The organism is Chlorobaculum parvum NCIB 8327 (genome assembly GCF_000020505.1).
GTDB lineage: Bacteria > Bacteroidota > Chlorobiia > Chlorobiales > Chlorobiaceae > Chlorobaculum > Chlorobaculum parvum_A.
This window is the reverse complement of record NC_011027.1, coordinates 484,071-503,771: the sequence shown is the minus strand read 5'-3', so window position 1 is coordinate 503,771 and position 19,701 is coordinate 484,071. Positions and strand designations below refer to the sequence as shown.

General features: G+C 57.1%; 20 protein-coding genes and 1 pseudogene. 9 read left to right on the top strand and 12 right to left on the bottom strand.

Annotated features, from left to right (window positions below; translation table 11 throughout):
* Positions 1–18: 18 nt before the first annotated feature.
* Genes CPAR_RS02430 through hisH form a run of 4 tightly spaced genes read right to left on the bottom strand, consistent with a single transcriptional unit; the run spans position 19 to position 2,838 of the window.
* A complete protein-coding gene (locus tag CPAR_RS02430; RefSeq protein WP_012501728.1) occupies positions 19–762 on the bottom strand; it encodes a pseudouridine synthase in 744 nt (247 codons plus the stop codon).
* On the bottom strand, positions 759–1,385 hold the full coding sequence (scpB, locus tag CPAR_RS02425) for an SMC-Scp complex subunit ScpB (RefSeq protein ID WP_012501727.1): 627 nt from the start codon (positions 1,383–1,385) through the stop codon (positions 759–761). Before scpB ends, CPAR_RS02430 begins: the two co-directional genes overlap by 4 nt.
* Before the next feature lie 41 nt (positions 1,386–1,426).
* Positions 1,427–2,209: a 1-(5-phosphoribosyl)-5-[(5-phosphoribosylamino)methylideneamino]imidazole-4-carboxamide isomerase gene (gene hisA / locus CPAR_RS02420; protein ID WP_012501726.1), complete on the bottom strand. Its 783-nt coding sequence runs from the start codon at positions 2,207–2,209 to the stop codon at positions 1,427–1,429.
* A gap of 20 nt (positions 2,210–2,229) precedes the next feature.
* The gene (hisH, locus tag CPAR_RS02415; protein WP_012501725.1) at positions 2,230–2,838 is read right to left on the bottom strand and encodes an imidazole glycerol phosphate synthase subunit HisH; all 609 of its coding nucleotides are present in this window, start codon (positions 2,836–2,838) and stop codon (positions 2,230–2,232) included.
* 190 nt (positions 2,839–3,028) lie between these two features.
* Between hisH and CPAR_RS02410 the strand changes: the two genes are divergently transcribed.
* The 7 genes from CPAR_RS02410 to CPAR_RS02380 all read left to right on the top strand — a co-directional run bounded on the left by CPAR_RS02410 (position 3,029) and on the right by CPAR_RS02380 (position 9,299).
* On the top strand, positions 3,029–3,874 hold the full coding sequence (locus CPAR_RS02410) for a sulfide/dihydroorotate dehydrogenase-like FAD/NAD-binding protein (RefSeq protein ID WP_012501724.1): 846 nt from the start codon (positions 3,029–3,031) through the stop codon (positions 3,872–3,874).
* Positions 3,875–3,985: 111 nt separating this feature from the next.
* Positions 3,986–5,434 carry an NADPH-dependent glutamate synthase gene (gene gltA / locus CPAR_RS02405; protein ID WP_012501723.1) on the top strand — a complete coding sequence of 483 codons (1,449 nt, stop codon included), beginning with the start codon at positions 3,986–3,988 and terminating at the stop codon, positions 5,432–5,434.
* A gap of 4 nt (positions 5,435–5,438) precedes the next feature.
* Positions 5,439–5,843 carry a nickel-responsive transcriptional regulator NikR gene (gene nikR, locus CPAR_RS02400; protein WP_012501722.1) on the top strand — a complete coding sequence of 135 codons (405 nt, stop codon included), beginning with the start codon at positions 5,439–5,441 and terminating at the stop codon, positions 5,841–5,843.
* A gap of 114 nt (positions 5,844–5,957) precedes the next feature.
* On the top strand, positions 5,958–6,752 hold the full coding sequence (locus CPAR_RS02395; RefSeq protein WP_041466105.1) for a transporter: 795 nt from the start codon (positions 5,958–5,960) through the stop codon (positions 6,750–6,752).
* Between the two features lie 23 nt (positions 6,753–6,775).
* The gene (locus CPAR_RS02390) at positions 6,776–7,804 is read left to right on the top strand and encodes an energy-coupling factor ABC transporter permease (protein ID WP_012501720.1); all 1,029 of its coding nucleotides are present in this window, start codon (positions 6,776–6,778) and stop codon (positions 7,802–7,804) included.
* On the top strand, positions 7,801–8,556 hold the full coding sequence (locus CPAR_RS02385; RefSeq protein ID WP_012501719.1) for an energy-coupling factor transporter transmembrane component T family protein: 756 nt from the start codon (positions 7,801–7,803) through the stop codon (positions 8,554–8,556). Before CPAR_RS02390 ends, CPAR_RS02385 begins: the two co-directional genes overlap by 4 nt.
* 23 nt (positions 8,557–8,579) lie before the next feature.
* On the top strand, positions 8,580–9,299 hold the full coding sequence (locus CPAR_RS02380; RefSeq protein WP_012501718.1) for an energy-coupling factor ABC transporter ATP-binding protein: 720 nt from the start codon (positions 8,580–8,582) through the stop codon (positions 9,297–9,299).
* Positions 9,300–9,317: 18 nt separating this feature from the next.
* Here the strand turns inward: CPAR_RS02380 and CPAR_RS02375 are convergent, their stop codons facing one another.
* From CPAR_RS02375 to CPAR_RS02360, 4 genes and pseudogenes are all read right to left on the bottom strand, one after another.
* Positions 9,318–10,223, bottom strand: a complete 906-nt coding sequence (locus tag CPAR_RS02375) for an AEC family transporter (RefSeq protein ID WP_041466104.1) — start codon at positions 10,221–10,223, stop codon at positions 9,318–9,320.
* A gap of 765 nt (positions 10,224–10,988) precedes the next feature.
* Positions 10,989–11,711: pseudogene (locus CPAR_RS11405) on the bottom strand (NYN domain-containing protein); the annotation flags it as partial.
* Between the two features lie 183 nt (positions 11,712–11,894).
* A complete protein-coding gene (locus tag CPAR_RS02365; RefSeq protein WP_012501715.1) occupies positions 11,895–12,896 on the bottom strand; it encodes a ferrochelatase in 1,002 nt (333 codons plus the stop codon).
* A gap of 19 nt (positions 12,897–12,915) precedes the next feature.
* The gene (locus CPAR_RS02360; RefSeq protein ID WP_012501714.1) at positions 12,916–14,004 is read right to left on the bottom strand and encodes an efflux RND transporter periplasmic adaptor subunit; all 1,089 of its coding nucleotides are present in this window, start codon (positions 14,002–14,004) and stop codon (positions 12,916–12,918) included.
* A gap of 221 nt (positions 14,005–14,225) precedes the next feature.
* Here CPAR_RS02360 and hisI point away from each other — a divergent pair, with 221 nt between their 5' ends.
* Both hisI and ubiE read left to right on the top strand, forming a co-directional pair.
* Positions 14,226–14,639: a phosphoribosyl-AMP cyclohydrolase gene (gene hisI / locus CPAR_RS02355; protein WP_012501713.1), complete on the top strand. Its 414-nt coding sequence runs from the start codon at positions 14,226–14,228 to the stop codon at positions 14,637–14,639.
* Between the two features lie 5 nt (positions 14,640–14,644).
* On the top strand, positions 14,645–15,370 hold the full coding sequence (gene ubiE, locus CPAR_RS02350; RefSeq protein WP_012501712.1) for a bifunctional demethylmenaquinone methyltransferase/2-methoxy-6-polyprenyl-1,4-benzoquinol methylase UbiE: 726 nt from the start codon (positions 14,645–14,647) through the stop codon (positions 15,368–15,370).
* A 49-nt stretch (positions 15,371–15,419) separates the two neighbouring features.
* Here the strand turns inward: ubiE and CPAR_RS02345 are convergent, their stop codons facing one another.
* The 4 genes from CPAR_RS02345 to ligA form a co-directional block, all read right to left on the bottom strand.
* Positions 15,420–15,980: a four helix bundle suffix domain-containing protein gene (locus tag CPAR_RS02345; RefSeq protein ID WP_012501711.1), complete on the bottom strand. Its 561-nt coding sequence runs from the start codon at positions 15,978–15,980 to the stop codon at positions 15,420–15,422.
* Positions 15,981–16,095: 115 nt separating this feature from the next.
* Positions 16,096–16,713, bottom strand: coding sequence for an LOG family protein (locus CPAR_RS02340; RefSeq protein ID WP_012501710.1), 618 nt, complete (start codon positions 16,711–16,713; stop codon positions 16,096–16,098).
* 3 nt (positions 16,714–16,716) lie between these two features.
* On the bottom strand, positions 16,717–17,394 hold the full coding sequence (locus CPAR_RS10740; RefSeq protein ID WP_156773350.1) for a hypothetical protein: 678 nt from the start codon (positions 17,392–17,394) through the stop codon (positions 16,717–16,719).
* Positions 17,395–17,596: 202 nt separating this feature from the next.
* Positions 17,597–19,621, bottom strand: a complete 2,025-nt coding sequence (gene ligA / locus CPAR_RS02335; RefSeq protein ID WP_012501708.1) for an NAD-dependent DNA ligase LigA — start codon at positions 19,619–19,621, stop codon at positions 17,597–17,599.
* Between the last annotated feature and the right edge of the window lie 80 nt (positions 19,622–19,701).

Sequence of the window (19,701 nt, the reverse complement as noted above, 5' to 3'; positions counted from 1 at the left end):
ATTTCACCGCCAATATACTCAATCCTTGCCACATAACCGATAGAGGTGCTCGACCTCCTTGCGGCTCAGGTAGCGCCATTCGCCACGCCGGAGTTCTCCGGGGGTCAGTCCGGCATAGGCCACGCGGTCGAGCCGCTTGACCTCGAAACCGAGTGTGCTGAACATGCGGCGCACCTGATGATTTTTGCCTTCGTGGATGCTCACCAGCACGCTCATGCCGTCATCAAGAATTTTGGCACGGCACGGGCTCACCTTTTCGCCCGTATCCTTGAGCCTCATGCCGCTGGTCAGCTTGGAGAGCATCGAGCCCGGAAACTTCGCATCCAGTTCGGCGAGATACTCTTTCTGCACCAGCGACGAAGGGTGCATCAAGCGATGCGCCAGCGTGCCGTCGTTGGTGAGAATAAGCAGGCCGGTGCTCTTGCGGTCGAGCCGTCCGACCGGAAAAACCCGTTCAGGCACATCGACAAAGTCGAGAATTTGCTGGCGATCACGCTCGTCGTGGCTCGTAGTGATGACGTTGCGCGGCTTGTTGAAAAGAATGTAAACCTTCTTGTGCTCAGGCTGCGCCATGTGCCGCCCATCGACGATCACCTCATCGTGCTTCGGATCGATCTGCAAGCCCGGCTGGTCGGCAACGTGGCCGTTGACCATGACCCGCCCTTCGAGCACGAGCTGGTCGGCGGCGCGGCGCGACGCAATGCCACACATGGCGAGATATTTGTTGATTCTGACCTTCTCATCCTGAGCGGATCGCTTCATTCGGGTGCCTCCATTTGGGCGGGTTCATCGTTATCGGCTGGCGATTGCTCACCGCCAGCAGCCAGATACTCCTGCTCTTCGTGCTCTTGCAGTATCTCTTTTATTTCTCGTAACTTGGGAAGATCTTTCAAACTCGGCAGGTGGAACAGATCGAGAAACCCGGCCGTCGTGCCGTACTGCAGCGGCCTGCCGGGAGAGTCCGCCCGCCCGCGCACTTCAACGAGGCCGCGCGAAAGCAGCCGGTCGATAGCGTAATCGGGGCTGACACCGCGAATCTGCTGAATATCCCCTTTCGTCACCGGCTGATGCCAGGCAATCACGGAAAGCACTTCCAGCATTGAGCGTGAAAGACGGCGCTGAATCACCGGCGCGAGCAATTGCCGCACGAGATCGCCGTGGTCCGGATCAGTCAGAAAGCGATAGCCGCCGGCAAGAAAATGAATGCGAAAGGTGCGGCCGGTCGCCTCGTACTCCTGATTGAGCGCCTCAACGGCCGATTGAAGATCGGGATAGCTGAACTCTCCGCCGATAATCTGGCAGATAGCCTGCGGCGTGACGGGTTCTTCAGAAGCGAAGATAAGCGCTTCGACAGACTGGAGAAGTTGTCGGTCCTGTTCCTGCACGATGACTGATGATGGTTGCAAGCGCGAGGATTCGTCCGGGCTCAGCGGCAGCACTCTTTCTTTCGGGCCGTGGAGAATTCGCCGTCGATGCCCAAATCCTGCTCGTAAGCGTACCAGAGCTCCTGGCACGGGAAGTTGCACTCGTAGAGAGCTTTGCCGATAATGACCGAATCGACGCCAAACCGTTCGAGCGACCTGAGTTTGTGGAGGTCATCAGAAGTGCTCACGCCGCCCGATGCGGTGATCTTCATGCCCGCCTTTTCGGCAAAACGCTTGGTGGTTTCGTATCCGACGCCCTGCAACATGCCATCGCGGGTGATGTCGGTATAGATAATCCTCTCGACGCCAAGTTTCTTCATTTCAAGAGCCAGCTCGTAATCCTGCATGTTGCTGCTCTCGGTCCACCCCTTGATTTTTGGCACGCCGTGCTCGGCATCGATGCCGACGACGATCTGCGAGGGACGATACTTTTTGAGGAGATCGGCCACAAGGCTTGGATTGGTAACCGCCGCTGAGCCAATGACCACACGGCTGACGCCGATGCTGAGATACTTTTCGACCGCTTCGACCGAGCGAATGCCGCCGCCGACCTGGATCGGAATATCGAGCAGTTCCACAATCTCGCGAATCTTCTCGAAGTTGACCATCTCACCGGTCAGAGCCGCATCGAGATCGACCACATGGAGCATCTTGGCGTTCTGTTTCCGCCAGATAATCGCCATGTCAGCAGGATTGTCGAGATAAATCTTTTTCTGAGCAAAATCACCCCTGGTCAGTCTGACGCACTTGCCTTCCTTAATATCGATAGCGGGTATGATCAACATAGCGTAAACCCCTCAACAGCTTAAAACTCTGCAAAATTCTTCAACACCAGCAAGCCCGCTTCGGAGCTCTTTTCCGGGTGGAACTGAACTGCGAAAATACCATTTTTTTCAATGGCCGAACAAAACTTTTTTCCGGCGTACTCGGTCGTGGCAGCGATACTTGCCGGATCGACGGGGCTGCAATAGTAGGAGTGGACGAAGTAGAACCACGACTCGTCCGGAATACCGCGGAACAGCACCGACTCTTTGCGGCACAGATTGATCGTGTTCCAGCCGATCTGCGGAATTTTGTCACCGCCACGCGGAAAATGAAGCACCTTTCCGGGTACGAGATCGAGCCCCTGATTCGTGCCCATCTCTTCGCTTTCGGTCAGAAAGAGCTGCATGCCGAGGCAGATGCCGAGCACGCTCCGCCCCTTGTCGATGTGCTCCCCGATCGCATCGCCGAAACCATGCTGGTTGAACGCCTCCATCGCAGGGCCATAAGCGCCAACGCCTGGAATGAGCACCTTTTCGTAACGGCTCATCTCCGAAGCCTTGTCGCTGACAACCGCATCGATACTGAGAAACTCGAACGCCTTGTGCACCGACCTGAGATTTCCGGCGCCGTAATCGGCAATAAATATCATGAACAGAAAATTAAGCGTGACTGATGACCACCGGATGGAGAAAAAAGCACCCACAGGTCGAAAAAGCGTGAACACGGCTTTCAATTAAGAAGTTCTTGCCGTATTATACAACCTTCCGTTGGTTTTCGATTTGTTCCAAACTTCCCTGAAAACCATTCCAATCCACATATCACGAGAAATCGAAAGAACAATGTACAGGATTGTTTCCGCTATTTTTTTAGCTGAAAATATCAAAAAATTCGAGATCGAGGCCCCGATGATCGCAAAAAAGCGAAAAGCGGGCCAGTTCGTCATCGTCAGGATCAATCCGAACGGTGAGCGCGTTCCGCTGACCATCGCCGATTCCGATCCTGAAAAAGGCACCATCACCATCATCGCCCAGGGCGCTGGCAAATCGACTCGCGAGCTGAACCGCAAGGAGGCTGGTGACTCGATCGCCGACGTGGTCGGCCCGCTCGGCACCCCTTCGCATATCGAGAATTTCGGTACCGCAGTCAGCATCGGCGGCGGCGTCGGTACGGCCATCGCCTACCCGACGGCCAAGGCGCTCAAGGAGGCGGGCAACTATGTGATCACCATCAACGGTGCGCGCTCGAAAGACCTGGTGATTCTCGAAGACGAGATGAAGGCGGTCAGCGACGAGGCCTACATCACCACCGATGACGGCTCGTACGGCTTCAACGGCTTCGTCACCCAGAAGCTTCAGGAGCTGATCGACTCCGGCAAGAAGATCGACTTCGTGCTCGCCATCGGCCCGATTCCGATGATGAAAGCTGTGGCCGATGTCACCCGCCCGCACGGCATCAAAACCGTGGTCAGCCTCAACCCCATCATGATCGACGGCACCGGCATGTGCGGTGGCTGCCGCGTCACGATCGGCAACGAAATCAAGTTCGCCTGCATCGACGGCCCGGAATTCGACGCCCATCAGGTCGATTTCAAAAACCTGGCCGATCGGAACAGAATCTACCAGCACGAAGAGAAAGAGGCCGGCGAAGCTTTCGAACACGCCTGCAAGCTGCACGGACAGGGCTGAGAACACTCTTTTTCATACAATTCCGCCAACCCGACGGAGCCGGTCGAACGGCCTCCGTCGGGCTGAGCTGTTACGAAATCAAGTTTTAAAGCTAAACCCGCAATCGTAATCATGGACGCTCGTACTATCACGGCCAAGGAACGCATGGCCATCCCCCGCCAGAAGATGCCCGCACAGGATCCAGAGGTGCGCGTCGGCAACTTCAAGGAGGTCAACCTCGGACTGACTCCGGAACAGGCACAGCAGGAAGCGCTGCGCTGCATCCAGTGCAAGGACCCGGTCTGCATCGCAGGCTGCCCGGTCAATATCAAGATCGACCAGTTCATCAAGCTCATCGCCGAAGGCGACTTCATGGGCGCGGTCAGGAAGATCAAGGAGGACAACGTGCTGCCGTCGATCTGCGGCCGCGTCTGCCCGCAGGAAGACCAGTGCGAGAAGGTGTGCGTGATCGGCAAGAAGCACGAGCCGGTAGCCATCGGCAACCTCGAACGCTTCGTCGGCGACTACGAACGCACCAGCGGCCAGAAGATCGATCCGAAAATCGCCCCCTCGACCGGCAAGAAAGTCGCCGTCGTCGGCAGCGGCCCGGCCAGCCTGAGCTGCGCCAACGACCTGGCCCAGTACGGCCACAAGGTGGTGATTTTCGAAGCGCTGCACGAGCTTGGCGGCGTGCTGATGTACGGCATTCCGGAGTTCCGTCTGCCGAAAGAGATCGTGCGCGAGGAGCTTGACGGCCTGCGCCGCATGGGCATCGAGTTCCGCACTGACGTTGTCGTCGGACGCACCATCACCATCGACGAACTGATGGAAGAGGAAGGTTTCGACGCGGTTTTCATCGGCGTCGGCGCCGGTCTGCCGTGGTTCATGGGCATCCCCGGCGAGAACCTCGTCGGCGTGCTTTCGGCCAACGAGTTCCTCACGAGGGTTAACCTCATGAAGGCCTACGACTTCCCGAACAACGACACTCCGGTGTTCGACTGCAAGGGCAAGAGCGTGGCGGTCTTCGGTGGCGGCAACACCGCAATGGACGCCGTCCGCACGGCCAAACGGCTCGGCGCGGAGCATGCCTACATCGTCTATCGCCGCTCCGAAAAAGAGATGCCGGCCCGCGAAGAGGAGATTCACAACGCCAAGGAGGAGGGCATCGAGTTCCTGCTGCTGACCACCCCGCTCGAATTCGTCGGTAACGACCAGGCGTGGCTCACCGGCGCGAAGTGCCAGAAAATGGAGCTTGGCGCGCCTGACGATTCGGGACGCCGCCGCCCGGTGCCGGTCGAAGGCTCGGAGTACATCCTGCCCATCGACATGGCGATCATCTCCATCGGCAACGGCTCCAACCCGCTCATCCACCAGACCACACCCGACATCGAGGTCAGCAAGCGCGAGACCATCGTGGTTGACGTCAACACCATGCAGACCTCCAAAGAGGGCGTCTATGCCGGTGGTGACATCGTCACGGGCGGCGCAACGGTGATTCTCGCCATGGGCGCTGGCCGCACGGCTGCCGCTGCCATCCACGAAAAGCTCGGCGGCACGGCAAAGAACTACGACGAGTGGTAAGCGCGTGAGCGACCTGTACCGCTTCGGCATTTCGCTCGACAGGGAACTGATCGAGGCTTTCGACCGGCACATCAAAGGCCAAGGCTATCAGAGCCGGTCGGAAGCCCTCAGGGACCTCATTCGCAACGAGCTGCTCCGCAAAACCACCGCCGAAGGCGGGTTGGTAGCCGGAGCCATCGTCATGACTTACGACCACCACAAACGCGAGCTGGTCAACCGCCTCATCGACATCCAGCACGACTTCCACGACCTCATCATCTCGACCCAGCACGTACACCTCGACCACGAGAACTGCCTCGAAGTGATCGCCGTCAAGGGCAACGCCCCGGACATCGAAAAGCTTTCGAGCGCCCTCAAGGTGCTGGTCGGTGTCAAGCATCTCGACCTCTCCCTCTCATCCGCTGATTGACCGTCGCGAAGCTGCAATATTTTTCGACAGCAACCGATTCAACCCCGTTACGTATTGTCTGGCGATAGCACTATTCTTATTTTCATGCTATCATCAATCAAGAACAGCCGCTCCATGAAGAAAAAAATCCAGCTTCTCACCTCGGCGCTCATGCTCTGTTCAACGCAGACTTTTGCTGCCATGCCGCTCCAGACCGACGACACCGGAACCCAGGGCAAAGGGCACAGCCAGATTGAAATCGGATTTGAATCCGCCCGAGACAAGGAAACCGAGGGAGGAACCTCATACAAGTTGACCGGCGGAGCCATTGGGACCACCTTCACCTACGGCCTGACCAGCAACATCGACCTGGTCGCCGGTCTTCCCTGGGAGTGGTACACCGAAAAAGAGAATGGCGTCAAAGTGGCCGATGAAAGCGGCTATGGCGATCTGGCTCTGCAAATCAAATGGCGCTTTTACGAGATGCCGGACACCGGCTTCAGCCTCGCGCTCAAACCCGGACTCACCCTGCCGACCGGCGATGACGATAAAGGCCTCGGCACCGGCAAGGTTTCGGGTGACGTAACGCTCATCGCCACGCGCGAAGCCAAACTGGCCACCTTTCACTTCAACCTTGGCTACAGGCACAACGAATACAAGCTCGACGAACTCAGCGAAACGTCGAGAAAAAATATCTGGTACGCATCGATGGCTGGTGAACTGAACGTGACCGACAAGCTCAGAGCTGTAGGCGATATCGGCATCGAGACCAATTCGGACAAGGATGCTGATACCGATCCGGCCTACATTATCGGCGGCCTGATCTACGCGGTCAGCGACTATACCGACCTCGATATCGGCATCCGGAGCGGCCTGAACGACGCTGAAACCGATACGACGCTGCTCGCCGGCGCAACGATACGCTTCTGAACCAAACCACGGGAGAACGAACCATGCACATGTCAGACGCATTGCTCTCACCGGTTGTCGGCGGCACGTTCTGGGCGGTCAGCGCCGGAATGATCGGCTGGTCGGCCCGAAAAACCGCCGCCGATTCGGACGGTTCGAAAACCGTGCTGATGGGCGTACTCGGCGCGTTCGTGTTCGCCGCACAAATGATCAACTTCACCATTCCGGGCACGGGATCGAGCGGGCATATCGGCGGCGGACTGCTGCTCGCCGTGCTGCTCGGGCCGTGGCGGGCTTTCATCACGCTTGCCTCGGTGCTGGTAATCCAGGCGCTCTTTTTCGCGGACGGCGGACTGCTCGCGCTGGGCTGCAACATCTTCAACATGGCCTTCATCCCGGCCTTCATCGCCTGGCCATTCATCTATCGGCCCATCGCGGGGAGTGGAGATTCTCCGGTGCGCCTCGCCACGGCAAGCATCGCCGCCGCCACACTCGGGCTGCTTGCCGGAGCCTTCTCGGTGGTACTCCAAACCACCATGTCCGGCATCTCCGACCTGCCGTTCAACACCTTCATGCTTTTCATGCTACCGATCCACGCCGCCATCGGCATCACCGAAGGCGTGCTGACCTGGGGCGTGCTCGCCTTCATCCGTTCGACCGAACCGGGGCTTCTGCAGACAACCTCCGAAATTCGCGCACCGAAAACCGGCTTCGTGACTGCAAGCCTCTTCGTGGCCGCGCTCGCCATCGGCGGTACGCTCTCCTGGTTCGCATCGTCAAACCCGGATGGACTGGAGTGGTCGATTGCAAAAGTGACCGGCAAAGAGGAGCTGGCCTCGCCTGATGAACATGCTCACGAGCTGCTGGCCGGACTTCAGGAACAGGCGGCCATCCTGCCGGACTACGACTTCAGGCATACGGACAATCAAACCACATCGCCGAACTCACCCGTCAACGTCGGCACTTCGTTCTCCGGCATCGCCGGAAGCCTGATGGTGCTGCTGCTTTCCGGCGCTGCAGGTCTGTTGTTCCGCAACCGCCGCAACAACTCAGCGGCGGCAACGCAATCGTGACGGATCGCTTCACCATCGGCAGTCTGCACGATTCAGCTTCATCGTACAGACTGCCTGTCGGAGACGGCTCAGCGATTATCATTCTCGCCATATTCATCATTGTCGTCGTCTCCATCCCGAAATTCGATCTTGCCGGAGTGCTCGCCTTCGCAGCCATTCCGCTGCTGCTCTTCACCGCCGCACCCGTCCAGCTTGTGCCGATACTCAAACGGCTCGTCATCGTCTCGCCCTTCATCGCGTTCATGGCCGCAGGGAATCTCTTTCTTGACCGCACAACCGCGTTGACCATTGCCGGATTCAGCATCACCGGAGGTATGATTTCGGCGACGGTCATCGTGCTGAAAACCCTGCTCACCCTCTCCACCCTGCTCTGGCTCATGGCCGTCATGCCGTTCCACCGGTTCGGCACGGCCTTGCGCGGCCTCGGCGTGCCGGAGGTGTTCGTCACACAACTGCTGCTCGTGTACCGCTACAGCTTTCTGCTTGCCGAGGAGGCCGGAATGATGCAGAAAGCGCGCGACCTGCGAAGCTTCGATGGCCACGGCAAAGGCGCGCTCGTCACCGCGAAACTTATCGGTTCGCTGCTCATCCGGACGACCGCACGCGCCGAACGGATTTACATGGCCATGAACGCGCGAGGTTTCCGCACGGCGCTTGCCGAACAACGCCCAGCCCTCGCCCTCAAAGCAAACGACCTTGCCGCCGTCGCCATTGCCGGAACGCTTTTCGGCCTGATCCGGTATCTTTTCTGAATCACTAACCGGAGAGTATCAGCTTGATCGCCATCGAACAACTCGCCTATACCTATCCCGACGGCACACGCGCGCTTGACGGCATCGACCTTCAGCTCGGCAAGGGCGAGTCGCTCGGCATTGCAGGATCGAACGGCGCGGGCAAATCGACCCTTGTCAACCATCTCAACGGCTGGTTCCTGCCGCAGGAGGGATCTATTCGGATTGGAGAGGTGAAGGCGGACAAAAAAACAGTTGAGCAAATCCGAAAAAAGGTGGGGCTGGTGTTCCAGAAACCGGACGACCAGCTTTTCATGGCGAGGCTCTATGACGACGTGCTCTTCGGCCCTATAAACCTCGGCATGAATGAGGACGAAAGCCGCGCCAAAGCCAAACAGTTGCTCCGGATGTTTGGACTCTGGGAGCTGCGCGACAAGCCACCTGCACACCTGTCGCAAGGCCAGAAACGGTTTGCCGCCATCACGGCGGTACTCGTCATGCAGCCGGAGCTGCTCGTGATGGACGAGCCGACCTCCGACCTCGACCCGCGCAACCGCCGCAAACTCATCGAGCTGGTGAACGAGTTGCCGATGACAAGGGTGACCGTCTCGCACGACCTCGATTTCATCTGGGACACATGCGATCGGGTCTGCATTCTGAACAAAGGAAAAATCGTCGCCGACGGCCCGACAAAAGAAATTCTCGCAGATCGTGACCTGCTCGAAGCCAACGGCCTCGAACTTCCGCTGAGATTACAGGCGTAAGAACTCCCAACCAGCCAATCAGACACCACCGAGAAGCAGCGTCCAGATCGCAAGCGTCACGAACGAGACCAGCAACCCGAGCGACACCATGAGGTTGGCAAGGGGCGGATCGAGCCGGTGCTCGGCAGCGATAATGCCGCCGGTTATCATGGTTGGCATGGCCGCTTCGAAAATGGTGATCCGCGCAGGCAGGCCGTGCATTCCCGCAACCATCACATAAACCAGAAACATCACCGCAGGCACCACAGCAAGCTTGAAAGCAAGCCCCAGCGCGAGCGTGTTTCGGCTTTTGCCGATGTGCCCCGGATTGAACTGAAAGCCGACCGAGAAAAGCGCCATCGGGGCAAGCATGTCACTCAGGCGTCTGATAAGATTCAGAAACCAGTCGGGATAGGCCACATCGTTGAGCAGCACGGCCGCAATCAGAGCGATGAACGAGGGGAACAACAGCACCCGCTTGACGATGCTTCTCGCGTCCGCACTTCCATGCGAATAGACCCCGGCTACGGTGACGCCGAGAATCGAGACCACCATGAAGCTGCCGAGCTGGTCGATGATGATGCCGTGCGCGATCCCCTGCTTCCCGTAAAACGCCTCGATCATAGGAAAACCGAAAAACGAGGTATTGCCCAGCCCGCCGCAGAGAATCAGTGACCCGACTGTCGCGCGCGGAAGCTTGAGCAGCCGACCAACAACGACAAAGAAGAGCGCTGAAAGCCCGAAAGTCAACCACGGCATCGAAGCGGGCAGGAACATCGCCGGGCTGAAATCGAGGCCGTGAAGATAAAACAGCACCATGGCCGGCAATGAAACGTAAATAATGAACGCATTCATCGCCAAAGGGGTCTGCTCCGGCATACGACTGAAACGGCGCATGAGCAGACCCGCCGTAAAAGAGACCGCAATAAGAATGAGATTGTCCATGCAATAAAAAGCCGTTTTGCCCAAAATCGAAAGGACGGTTCGCAAACCGCCCCTTCGATAGCTGAACATCAAAAATCCTGGAAAATCAGCGCTACTTCTTCTTTCCTCTAAGCCCAGTAAGATGCACGTCCTTTTCTACCCTTCTGGTTCGGCTGGTGCAGATGCGCTCTCTGGCTCGCTCTTTTTACGAGTCGTGCGGCGACGTGTTGTTCGTTTTGGCTTTTTCTCGGGCTCTGGCGTTTCTGCCGAACTCTGAGCCGCCTCGGGCTCCGCAGGCTCGGGCGCCGTAACACTGACTTCTTCAGCAGCCTTTGGAGCCTCGTTCTCTTTTTCAGCCGTGGTCGTTTTCGTCTTTCTGGCAGAAGTTGACCGAGGCTTGGTCGTTCGTGACCTCGTCGCCCTTTTCGGCTTGGCTTCGGTTGAGGATGACGTTGCGGAAGCTTCCGGTTCGGCAGGCGTTGCGACCACCGGCTCCGGATCGACAGCCTTCGGGGAAAGAGGCTCCGATTTTTCCGCAACTGGCGCAGTTGCTTCCGCCTCGGCTGGCTTTGCAGAAATCGTTTCCGGCTCGGATGAATGATCAGAATCCGGCTTAACCTCCACAGTTGCTGGCCGGGAATACGCCGGTCTCGACGAGCCATGCGAAGGCGATGATGCTTCAGCTTCAGCAGGCTTGGCGACCTCCGATCCCGATGCAGCCGGACTCGAAGCCTCCACGTCGGACGATGCCGCGCCCTCGACAGGCGCACCCTCGAATTTGCGCGCCTTACGCTTGTCGCGGATGTAGAGTTCGGAGTTGTTGTTGCGGAACTCGATCTCGAACAGATCGATGGAGCGGATCAAATCGGAGAGGCGCTTGAATCCGTAGTTGCGCGGATCGAACGACGCCTGGTTCGAGATGTGCTTGCCGATCTTTGCCAGATTCGACCAGCCGTCCTCCTCCTGAGCGCTGTCAACGGCGTTTCTGACCAGCGTCAGGAGCTTGCTGTCCTGCTTCAGCTCCTGGCTGCTCTTGCGGCGACCACTGTCGTTCTTCGTCTTTTCCTGGCCGCCACAGAACGATTCAACATACAGGAACGTGGAGCAGGCATTGACGAACGGCGCAGGCGCCGACTTCTGCCCGAAACCGTAGACGTTCAAACCCTCGGAGAGAATACGCATCACCAGCGGCGTGAAATCGCTGTCGCTCGAAACAATGCAGAACGCATCGAGCTTTTTGCTGTAGAGCAGATCCATCGCATCGATGGTCATCGCCATGTCGGTGGCGTTCTTCCCCTTGGTGTAATCGAACTGCTGGATTGGCCGGATAGCGTAATCGTGCAGTTTGTCTTCCCACCCCTTCAGCGAATGGCTCTTCCAGTTGCCGTACGCTCGCCGGATGTTGACCACGCCGTACTTGGCCATTTCGGAGAGAATGAAATCGATTTTGTCGCTTGGAGAGTTATCGGCATCGATCAGCATCGCGATCGTTTCCCTGCTGTGCTCCATAAGAAATCCTTGTAGTTGGTCTCTGCGCCTTTCGTGAAAGCGGCAGGATGATATTCAGAATTCGGCAGCGGGCTTTCAGGCGGGAAGCGGTGACGGGCACGCCACTCGTTGCTCGGAGAAATTTTCCGCATTAATCAATATAAATCATGAATGCAGGATTCATACAGCCGGGGGTATCGAATATCACGAAAAAGCAAGGATTTGCCGAGTAGCAGCCACCACCCGGCCGGCGAGAAAGGAGATGAAGCGGGGCGAATCGTTCAGGCAGGGAATCGTTTCGACCTGAGCATCCGGATCAAAGGCCGAACACTGCTGCTCCCGACCGGTAGTTTCGTTGCCGTCAGAAAAGTACCCGGCGGCGAAAAGCGACACATGCCTTAGCCCCTTGCCATCAAGCGCCCGGCAGGCATCCCCGAAGGGCGGCGTGCTCCACCGTCCACCAACATCGTGGTTCAGATACGCGGTCGTCACCGTGCCCCACGGATTCCGGGGATCGGCTTCAATCAGCTCCATCAACCGTCGAGCGAACGAGGCGGTCTCCGTCTGTCCGGTATGGAATGACGGCGGCTGACCATTGCGATCTTCAACCAGCGTTCCGTGGAAAAGCAGCATCAGTGCATTGCGCTCTTTCTGACTGACAGGCGGAAGACTGCCGTGTCCGAACAGATAGTCGAGATAGGCATGATGCAACGCCTCATCGCTCCAAAGCCTGCCGATCACCCTTGTGCGCGCAAGCTCGGAGGGCGAGGCTGTCTCGGCGAGATAAGCGCAAAGCAAACCGCAGATCAGGGCGTTATCGACTGGAGCCATCGGCATCACAATCCGTCCATCGTACAGACGGGTCTTGCCGACAAGCGCTTCGACAGAGGGCTCGGATGCCGAAAACGCCGCCATGACCTCGAACGAAATGCCCGGGCACGACGCCGGAAAGCGCTGGTCGAGCAGCTTCTGAAGCGCGGAGGCCTGCCGCCGGGTCAACAAATTCTGCGGCGATCCGCCACGACTGGCAGCTTTTTTGCGAAGAGAGGAACTGAACGAAATAAAGTGCTGCAACGGCGCGGGAACGGCAATAAGCTCGGAAGCCCGCTGGAGGGTGTGGAGACTCACCCGGTAATTCTCAAGGAAACCCGAAGTTTCAGCTTCGCCATGCGCGGCAAGAATCACAGCTATCCGTTTTGCAGGCATCGCGGCTCTCCTATTCAGTTCAGGAGCTCTTTTTGCGATCCTCCACGATGCGCGTCTCCATGCCATCGCGGTAGTTCTCCTGGGGCGAAGTGACCACCTGATCACCCTCGGCGAGACCGTCAAGAATCTCGATGAAGGTCAGATCGCTGTCACCGGTGCGAACCGCCTGCTTCTTCAACTTTCCGCTAACGATCTTCCAGACATACGCTTTCCGATCCTGCTCGAACACAGAGCTTTTCCTGGCCAGAAGTGTCCCCTTTTTGACGTTATAGATGATGTTGGCCGTAGCGGTCATGCCGCCCTGAATCGCCTCAACCGGTTTGTTCAGGCGAAGATAAACCCGCGAGGTCTTGGTCACCCGATCGGTTTGCGGAACGATGCGCACGACGGTGGCATCGAAGCGCTTGTCGGGCATCGAGTCGAAGGCGATCACGGCGTTCAGGCCGGTGCGCAGGCGAGGCACGTCAAGCTCATCGACTTCGACAACCACGAGGTAGCTGGAAGTATCGGCCACTTCGGCCACTTCGGTATTGGCCTGGACATAGTCACCCGCCTTGACCTTCTGGAGAGTCAGCATCCCGTCGAACGGCGCAACGACGGAGAGCTTCGTCAGGTCATCCTCGCGGCTGCGGAGCTGCAACTGTCGCTGCCGGAGCGATTCGAGCGACTGAGCGCTGTTGCGTTCCGCCTCGTCAAGCTGCTGGCGAGAAATCGCTCCCGCCTTGAAAAGCATCCGGTTGCGCTGCAGTTTGAGGATGTCGTCCCTGGCCGCGGCCTGCTCCTCGGCCACCGCCGCGCGCGCCTCCTCGACGGCAAGACGGGGCTGCGGGCTGTCGAACACGATGATCTCCTCGCCCTTTTTGACGCGTTCTCCTTCAAGCGCCCCGACAGTGCGCACTGTTCCCGAAAACTCGGCACTGAGCGCAGCAATGTTCTCCGCCTCGACATAGCCAGTAGCATAAACCGCCTCGACCAACTCCGATCTCGTGATCTTTGCGGCCTCGACTTCAACCGTGTTACCGCGGGTCAGCAGATAAGCGGAGACAGCCACAAACACAATCACAAAGGCTATCGAAAACTTCGGAAGCATTTTCTGCAGATTCTGCATGTCGTCAGGGGTCAGGAATTTATCGGTTACACATTATGCCGGCTACCAGCGGCACAACTTGAAAGGCTTTTCACTGTCACTTACTTTTTTTCGACCGTCATCTTGGTTTTTCAAGATTTTTGTCAATCTTTAATGTCTGCCTGCTATAGCCTGCTTACACAACCTGTCAAGCGCGCAAAACATTGCGGGCGTTACGGAAAAAATTCTAATCTACTGCTTCAATGAGCGAGAATCAAGATACGCAGAAGAGCTTTCTCGAAACGGTGAAATTCGATGACCGCGGCCTGGTGCCTGCCATCGTGCAGGATCACGAAACCGGCAAGGTGCTGATGATGGCCTGGATGAACCTCGAAAGCCTCAAAATGACCCTCGAAAAGAAAAAGGCCTGCTACTGGAGCCGCAGCCGCAACAAGCTCTGGCTCAAGGGTGAATCGTCCGGCAACATGCAGGATGTGCACGATATTATGATCGACTGCGACGGCGACACGCTGCTGCTCAAGGTTTCGCAGAAAGGTGGCGCCTGCCACGTAGGCTACCACTCCTGCTTCTACAGAAAGACCACGGATGGCGAACAGATGGAAATCTGCGACACGCTGATGTTCGATCCCGAAGAGGTTTACGGCAAGAAAAGCTGACACCGATGAGCAGTTCCAAAGAGACCGCAAAGTCCCTCATACAGACCAAGTCACGCTCCTCGATCCGAAACATGTTCGACGAGGTTGCGCCGACCTACGACTTCCTCAACCACCTCTTGAGCCTTGGCATCGATAACTACTGGAGAGTGGTTGCCGCTAAAAAGGCGCGCAAGCAGGTGGAAGGCGAACGCGAGCCGAAAATTCTCGACGTCGCCACCGGCACGGGCGACCTGGCCGCATCGATGGCAAAGATCCCCGGTGCGAAAGTGACCGGCTATGACCTCTCGCCCGAGATGCTCGCCATCGCGCGCAAGAAGTACCCGAACATCGAGTTCCATGAAGGCTTCGCTGAAAAGATGCCCTTCGCCGACCAGAGCTTCCACGTCGTCAGCGCCGGCTTCGGCGTCCGCAACTTCGAAGACCTCGCGCAGGGCATGAAAGAGTTCCACCGCGTCCTCAAGCCCGGCGGCTGCGCCTACATCATCGAGCCGATGATTCCGCGTAACCCGGTGATGAAAAAGCTCTACCTGATCTACTTCAAGAACGTCCTGCCGAAAATTGCAGGCATGTTCAGCAAATCGACCTTCGCCTACGACTACCTCCCCAACTCGGTCGAGCAGTTCCCCCAGGCCGAAGCCTTCACGAAAATTCTGAAGCAGGCTGGCTTCAAAAAGGCCGAATTCTTCCCGATGACGTTTGAAACTTCAATTCTGTACGTGGCGACGAAGTAGGGGAAATAGGACTTTTGGGATGAGTAGAACTGATAGGACAGTGAAACTTTTACCTGCGCTGACGGTATTCGAGGCGGGCTTTGGTCATTCGCTCGCGGATGCCGCCCGCTTCGAGGAATTGTTGTTCGAGTGTTTCGAGCTGACGTTTGAGTAGAAAACTTGCCTGGTGGATCAGGCAAATGGCGATGTTGGCCACCACTTCGGCGGGACGGGTTTCAACAAACTCGCGAAACGATTCGTAACTCACGCCGCTCTCGCGTGAGAGCTTTCTGACGAACAGCGCCTCTCGTGAATTTTTCCCCCAAACCGGTAGATTGCGAGTTCGCAGGAAATCGAAATAATCCTCCAGCAACTCTTCGAGGCTCGCTCTGGCTACATTGACCAGCTTGATCTCCATCTCTTTCGAGGTTCCGGAAGCCATGCAACCCTCGACAATATTCTGCTTGCCAGAGCGTGCAGCCTGAACCATCTGGTCAACCGTGCGGTCGCGGCGCGAAAGAAACCTCTGGCAGAACCGAACCGTCAAGTCGTAAATAATCGCGCTTTTCCGGTAGGAGTGCAGCTTCTTGTAGTTGCCATGCGGCAAAATAATCCGCGCCGAACCGGCCATACGTTGTCAATCTGGAAATTGTGGGGTATTGCTCGCAATATACAAAACCCGCCACAACCTCGCCATCCTCCCCCCTGTCCCAAAAGTCCCACTCGTCCCAAAAGTCTCAACCGACCTACTCCTCCCCTTTCACCCGATACTTCGAAAAATTGCGGCAGACATTCTCTGTCTTTGGCCGCTCTTTGTGAATTTTGATGATCAAATCGACCACCTCCGACGGCTCCATGACGTGGAAAATGGTGTACATGTCGTGGCGCTCGAAGAGGTGGCGGGGCATGACTTCGGTTTCGAGCCAGAGAAGCAGGCTGGTCCAGATTTCGCCGAAGAGGATGATCGGCGTTTCGCAGAGGTGCTGCACCTGCACGAGCTGCCAGGAGTAGAAGAGTTCGAGCAAGGTGCCGATACCGCCGGGCGCGACGACCACGGCGTCGGACATGGACATGAAAGTATCGAGCCGACCGCTGAACCGGTCGAACTCCTCCTTGATGTCGAGATACGGATTCGGGCACTGCTCGTGTGGCAGCTTGATGTTCAGCCCGATCGACTTGCCGCCATTCGACACGCTCTTTGACCCGGCATTCGCCGCCTGCATCAACCCCGGCCCGCCGCCGGTCACAATGTCGAACCCCTCGGCAGCCAGCCCCTTGGCGATTTCAAAAACATCCCGGTAAGCCTCGTCCCCCTCACTGATCCGGGCCGACCCGAAAATGGTTACACGATAATTCGGTTCCATGAATTATGATTTTGGACTTATGTATTCAAAAAAGTGCTCCGGGCTAACATTTATTTTTAGTGGTTTCATAGAATCATTGTCAAGATATTTCAAAGGAAAAATCACAATCCGCCATTCATCTTGAAATATAAATGGTTCGACTGGTTCTTTTCGAAGAACATCTGTATCCAATGATTTAACACCTACCTCTGGATTTCCTCCAAGACCAATGGCTACATTTCTCCTATCATATGACATTGAAAGAGCCGTATATTGATACGCAACTTGACCATAGCGATAGCCATGAACATCTATTTGTCTTGATGCTTGATATAAGATTTCTGCGCTCAATCTCCTTATACATTTAACCCCAAATGTATAGCCACCAAACTCATGGCGACAATCATCTGATATAGCAGCACCATGCAAAGACATGATGTAGTGAGGAATAATTTCACAGCCAATAATCCCCGGCCCCTGAATGCGAATTGTGTTACCCTCTCTTACCTTAAAGTGTAGCGGTATTGAAGATTTTGATCCATTAATGCCTTCAGATCGATCTGTACGAGTTTGGTCTTCAATTTTTCGGTAATAATGACTTGACCTTAACCATATCGACCCGTCTTTAATGGTACTTTGATATACATCTTTATCGACAGTTCTAAATAGTATTGGTCTATCAATATCTGTTTGTATACGCATAGTAGAATTCATGATTATTTTAATTCTACATGGATAAAAAACTCACATCAAAGATCCCAAATATTCTGTAGGGGCAGACCTGCGTGTCTGCCCTTCTTTGTGCTGACACCGACATTCACATTTCACCGAGGGCGAACACACAGGTTCGCCCCTACAAATAATCCGTCGTTCGATTTCAATATCGACAAATCACAGGAAAACCTCACAGCATCCGCTCGAACTCATCTTCGTCTATCACCCTCACCCCCAACTTCATCGCTTTTTCGAGCTTGCTTCCGGCCTCTTTGCCTGCAACGACAAGCGTTGTCTTTTTACTCACCGAGCTGACGATTTTGCCGCCGCGTTCGCGTACCATCTCTTCGGCTTGCTGGCGGACGTGGCGTTCCAGTCCGCCGGTGAAGATGACGGACTGGCCTTCAAAGTTGGTGTTGACGAGCGCTTTTTCCTCTCCGGCCTGCATCGGCAGTCCGGCGGCGGCGAGCTTTTCGAGCATCGCTGCCACCCAGGGTTTGGCGAAGAAGTCGCGGATGCTCGCGGCGATGACCGGGCCGATGTCGGGCACGGCGGCGAGTTCCTCCTCGCCCATCTCGCGGAGGCGGTCGATGGAGGGGCAGGCGTGGGCCAGTTCGCGGGCCGTGGCTGCGCCGACGTGGCGAATGCCAAGGGCGAAGAGCAGGCGGGCGTAGCTCTGCTTTTTGCTCTTTTCGAGCGCGTCGAGCACGTTTTGCGCCGATTTGGCGGCCATGCGGTCGAGGCTCGCGAGCTGCTCCTGCGTGAGGCTGTAGAGGTCGCCCGCGTCGCTCACGAAGCCGCGCTCGACGAGCTGCGAAACGAGCGATTCGCCGAGGTTCTGGATGTCGAGGGCGTTGCGCGAGGCGAAGTGCAGAATGCGGCCTCGCTTCTGCGCGGGGCACCCCTCCTCGTTGGGGCAGTACCAGCTTACCTCGCCTTCGTGCCGCTCCAGCTTCGTGCCGCAAACCGGGCACTCCGACGGCGCTTCGATTTCGGCGGTTTCCGCCGGGCGTTCGTCGAGCACGACGCTGACCACTTTCGGAATTACTTCGCCCGACTTTTCGATCATGACGTGGTCGCCGATGCGCACGCCGAGCCGTTCGATTTCGTCGAAGTTGTGCAGCGTCGAGCGCGACACGGTCGATCCGGCGAGTTTGGTCGGCTTGAGTTCGGCCACCGGCGTGATGGTGCCGAGCCGCCCGACCTGGAACACCACGCCTTGCAGCACGGTCTTGGCCTGCTGCGCCGGGTACTTGTAGGCAATCGCCCAGCGCGGGCTTTTGGCGGTCGCGCCGAGCCGATCCCACAAGCCAACCTCGTTGAGTTTGAGCACCACGCCGTCGGTTTCGTACGGCAGCGTCCAGCGCTTCTCCGACCACTCACCGATGAAGTTGGCAATCTCGTCCATCCCCTTGCAGAGCCGGGCCGCCGCGCCAGTCATGAAGCCCATGCATTTAAGCTGCTCCAACCGCCTCAAGTGCGTCGGAGCTTCGCCGTCGTGCCCCTTGAGGTAGTAGGCGACGAACGACATCCTGCGCCGGGCGACCTCCGCCGAGTCCTGCAACTTGAGCGTTCCGGCGGTAGCGTTGCGCGGGTTGGCGAAGCGCTCCTCCTCCGGGCGCTCCTCGTTGAGCCGCTCGAAATCATCCTTGCGCATGTACACCTCGCCGCGCACCTCGACTTCGCCGTTGACGGCTGCATCGAACAGCGATCCACCGGCAGATTGAAGCCGGAGCGGAATCGACGGAATCGTCTTGAGATTGGCCGTGATCTCGTCGCCCTGCCGACCGTCGCCGCGCGTGGAGCCGCGAACGAGCAGGCCGTCGCGGTAAAACAGGCTGATCGCCACGCCATCATACTTCAGCTCGGCGACGTATTCGGGCGTGCCGCCACCCTCGGCTGCCACCAGCTTTTCGACGCGGGTGCAGAAGTCCGACACCTCGCCGATAGAGTAGGTGTTCGAGAGGCTAAGCATCGGCTCGCGGTGGATGACCGTCGGAAACTCTTTGGTGATGCCACCACCGACGCGCTGCGACGGGCTGTCGGGCGTGACGAGTTCCGGGAACTCCGTTTCGAGCGCGATCAGCCTTTCGAGCAGCTTGTCGAACTCGAAGTCAGAAATCTCCGGTTTCGCTTCGAGATAGTAGAGGCGATTGTGGCGCTCGATCTCTGCGCGAAGCTTGCCGATTTCCTGCTGTGCTTTCGCTTTATCCATAAAAAAATTCTGCAACTAAAGGTATCAATGATTCGTTGAGCGAAAGCTCTTGTTGATGTCCGATCCCGACTTGACAAAAG

Coding starts and splice junctions, on each gene's coding strand:
- CPAR_RS02430 (WP_012501728.1), bottom strand. CDS start 762: ATGAAGCGATCCGCTCAGGATGAGAAGGTCAGAATCAACAAATATCTC.
- hisA (WP_012501726.1), bottom strand. CDS start 2,209: ATGTTGATCATACCCGCTATCGATATTAAGGAAGGCAAGTGCGTCAGA.
- hisH (WP_012501725.1), bottom strand. CDS start 2,838: ATGATATTTATTGCCGATTACGGCGCCGGAAATCTCAGGTCGGTGCAC.
- CPAR_RS02410 (WP_012501724.1), top strand. CDS start 3,029: ATGTACAGGATTGTTTCCGCTATTTTTTTAGCTGAAAATATCAAAAAA.
- gltA (WP_012501723.1), top strand. CDS start 3,986: ATGGACGCTCGTACTATCACGGCCAAGGAACGCATGGCCATCCCCCGC.
- CPAR_RS02395 (WP_041466105.1), top strand. CDS start 5,958: ATGAAGAAAAAAATCCAGCTTCTCACCTCGGCGCTCATGCTCTGTTCA.
- CPAR_RS02390 (WP_012501720.1), top strand. CDS start 6,776: ATGCACATGTCAGACGCATTGCTCTCACCGGTTGTCGGCGGCACGTTC.
- CPAR_RS02375 (WP_041466104.1), bottom strand. CDS start 10,223: ATGGACAATCTCATTCTTATTGCGGTCTCTTTTACGGCGGGTCTGCTC.
- CPAR_RS02365 (WP_012501715.1), bottom strand. CDS start 12,896: ATGCCTGCAAAACGGATAGCTGTGATTCTTGCCGCGCATGGCGAAGCT.
- CPAR_RS02360 (WP_012501714.1), bottom strand. CDS start 14,004: ATGCAGAATCTGCAGAAAATGCTTCCGAAGTTTTCGATAGCCTTTGTG.
- hisI (WP_012501713.1), top strand. CDS start 14,226: ATGAGCGAGAATCAAGATACGCAGAAGAGCTTTCTCGAAACGGTGAAA.
- ubiE (WP_012501712.1), top strand. CDS start 14,645: ATGAGCAGTTCCAAAGAGACCGCAAAGTCCCTCATACAGACCAAGTCA.
- CPAR_RS02345 (WP_012501711.1), bottom strand. CDS start 15,980: ATGGCCGGTTCGGCGCGGATTATTTTGCCGCATGGCAACTACAAGAAG.
- CPAR_RS02340 (WP_012501710.1), bottom strand. CDS start 16,713: ATGGAACCGAATTATCGTGTAACCATTTTCGGGTCGGCCCGGATCAGT.
- CPAR_RS10740 (WP_156773350.1), bottom strand. CDS start 17,394: ATGCGTATACAAACAGATATTGATAGACCAATACTATTTAGAACTGTC.
- ligA (WP_012501708.1), bottom strand. CDS start 19,621: ATGGATAAAGCGAAAGCACAGCAGGAAATCGGCAAGCTTCGCGCAGAG.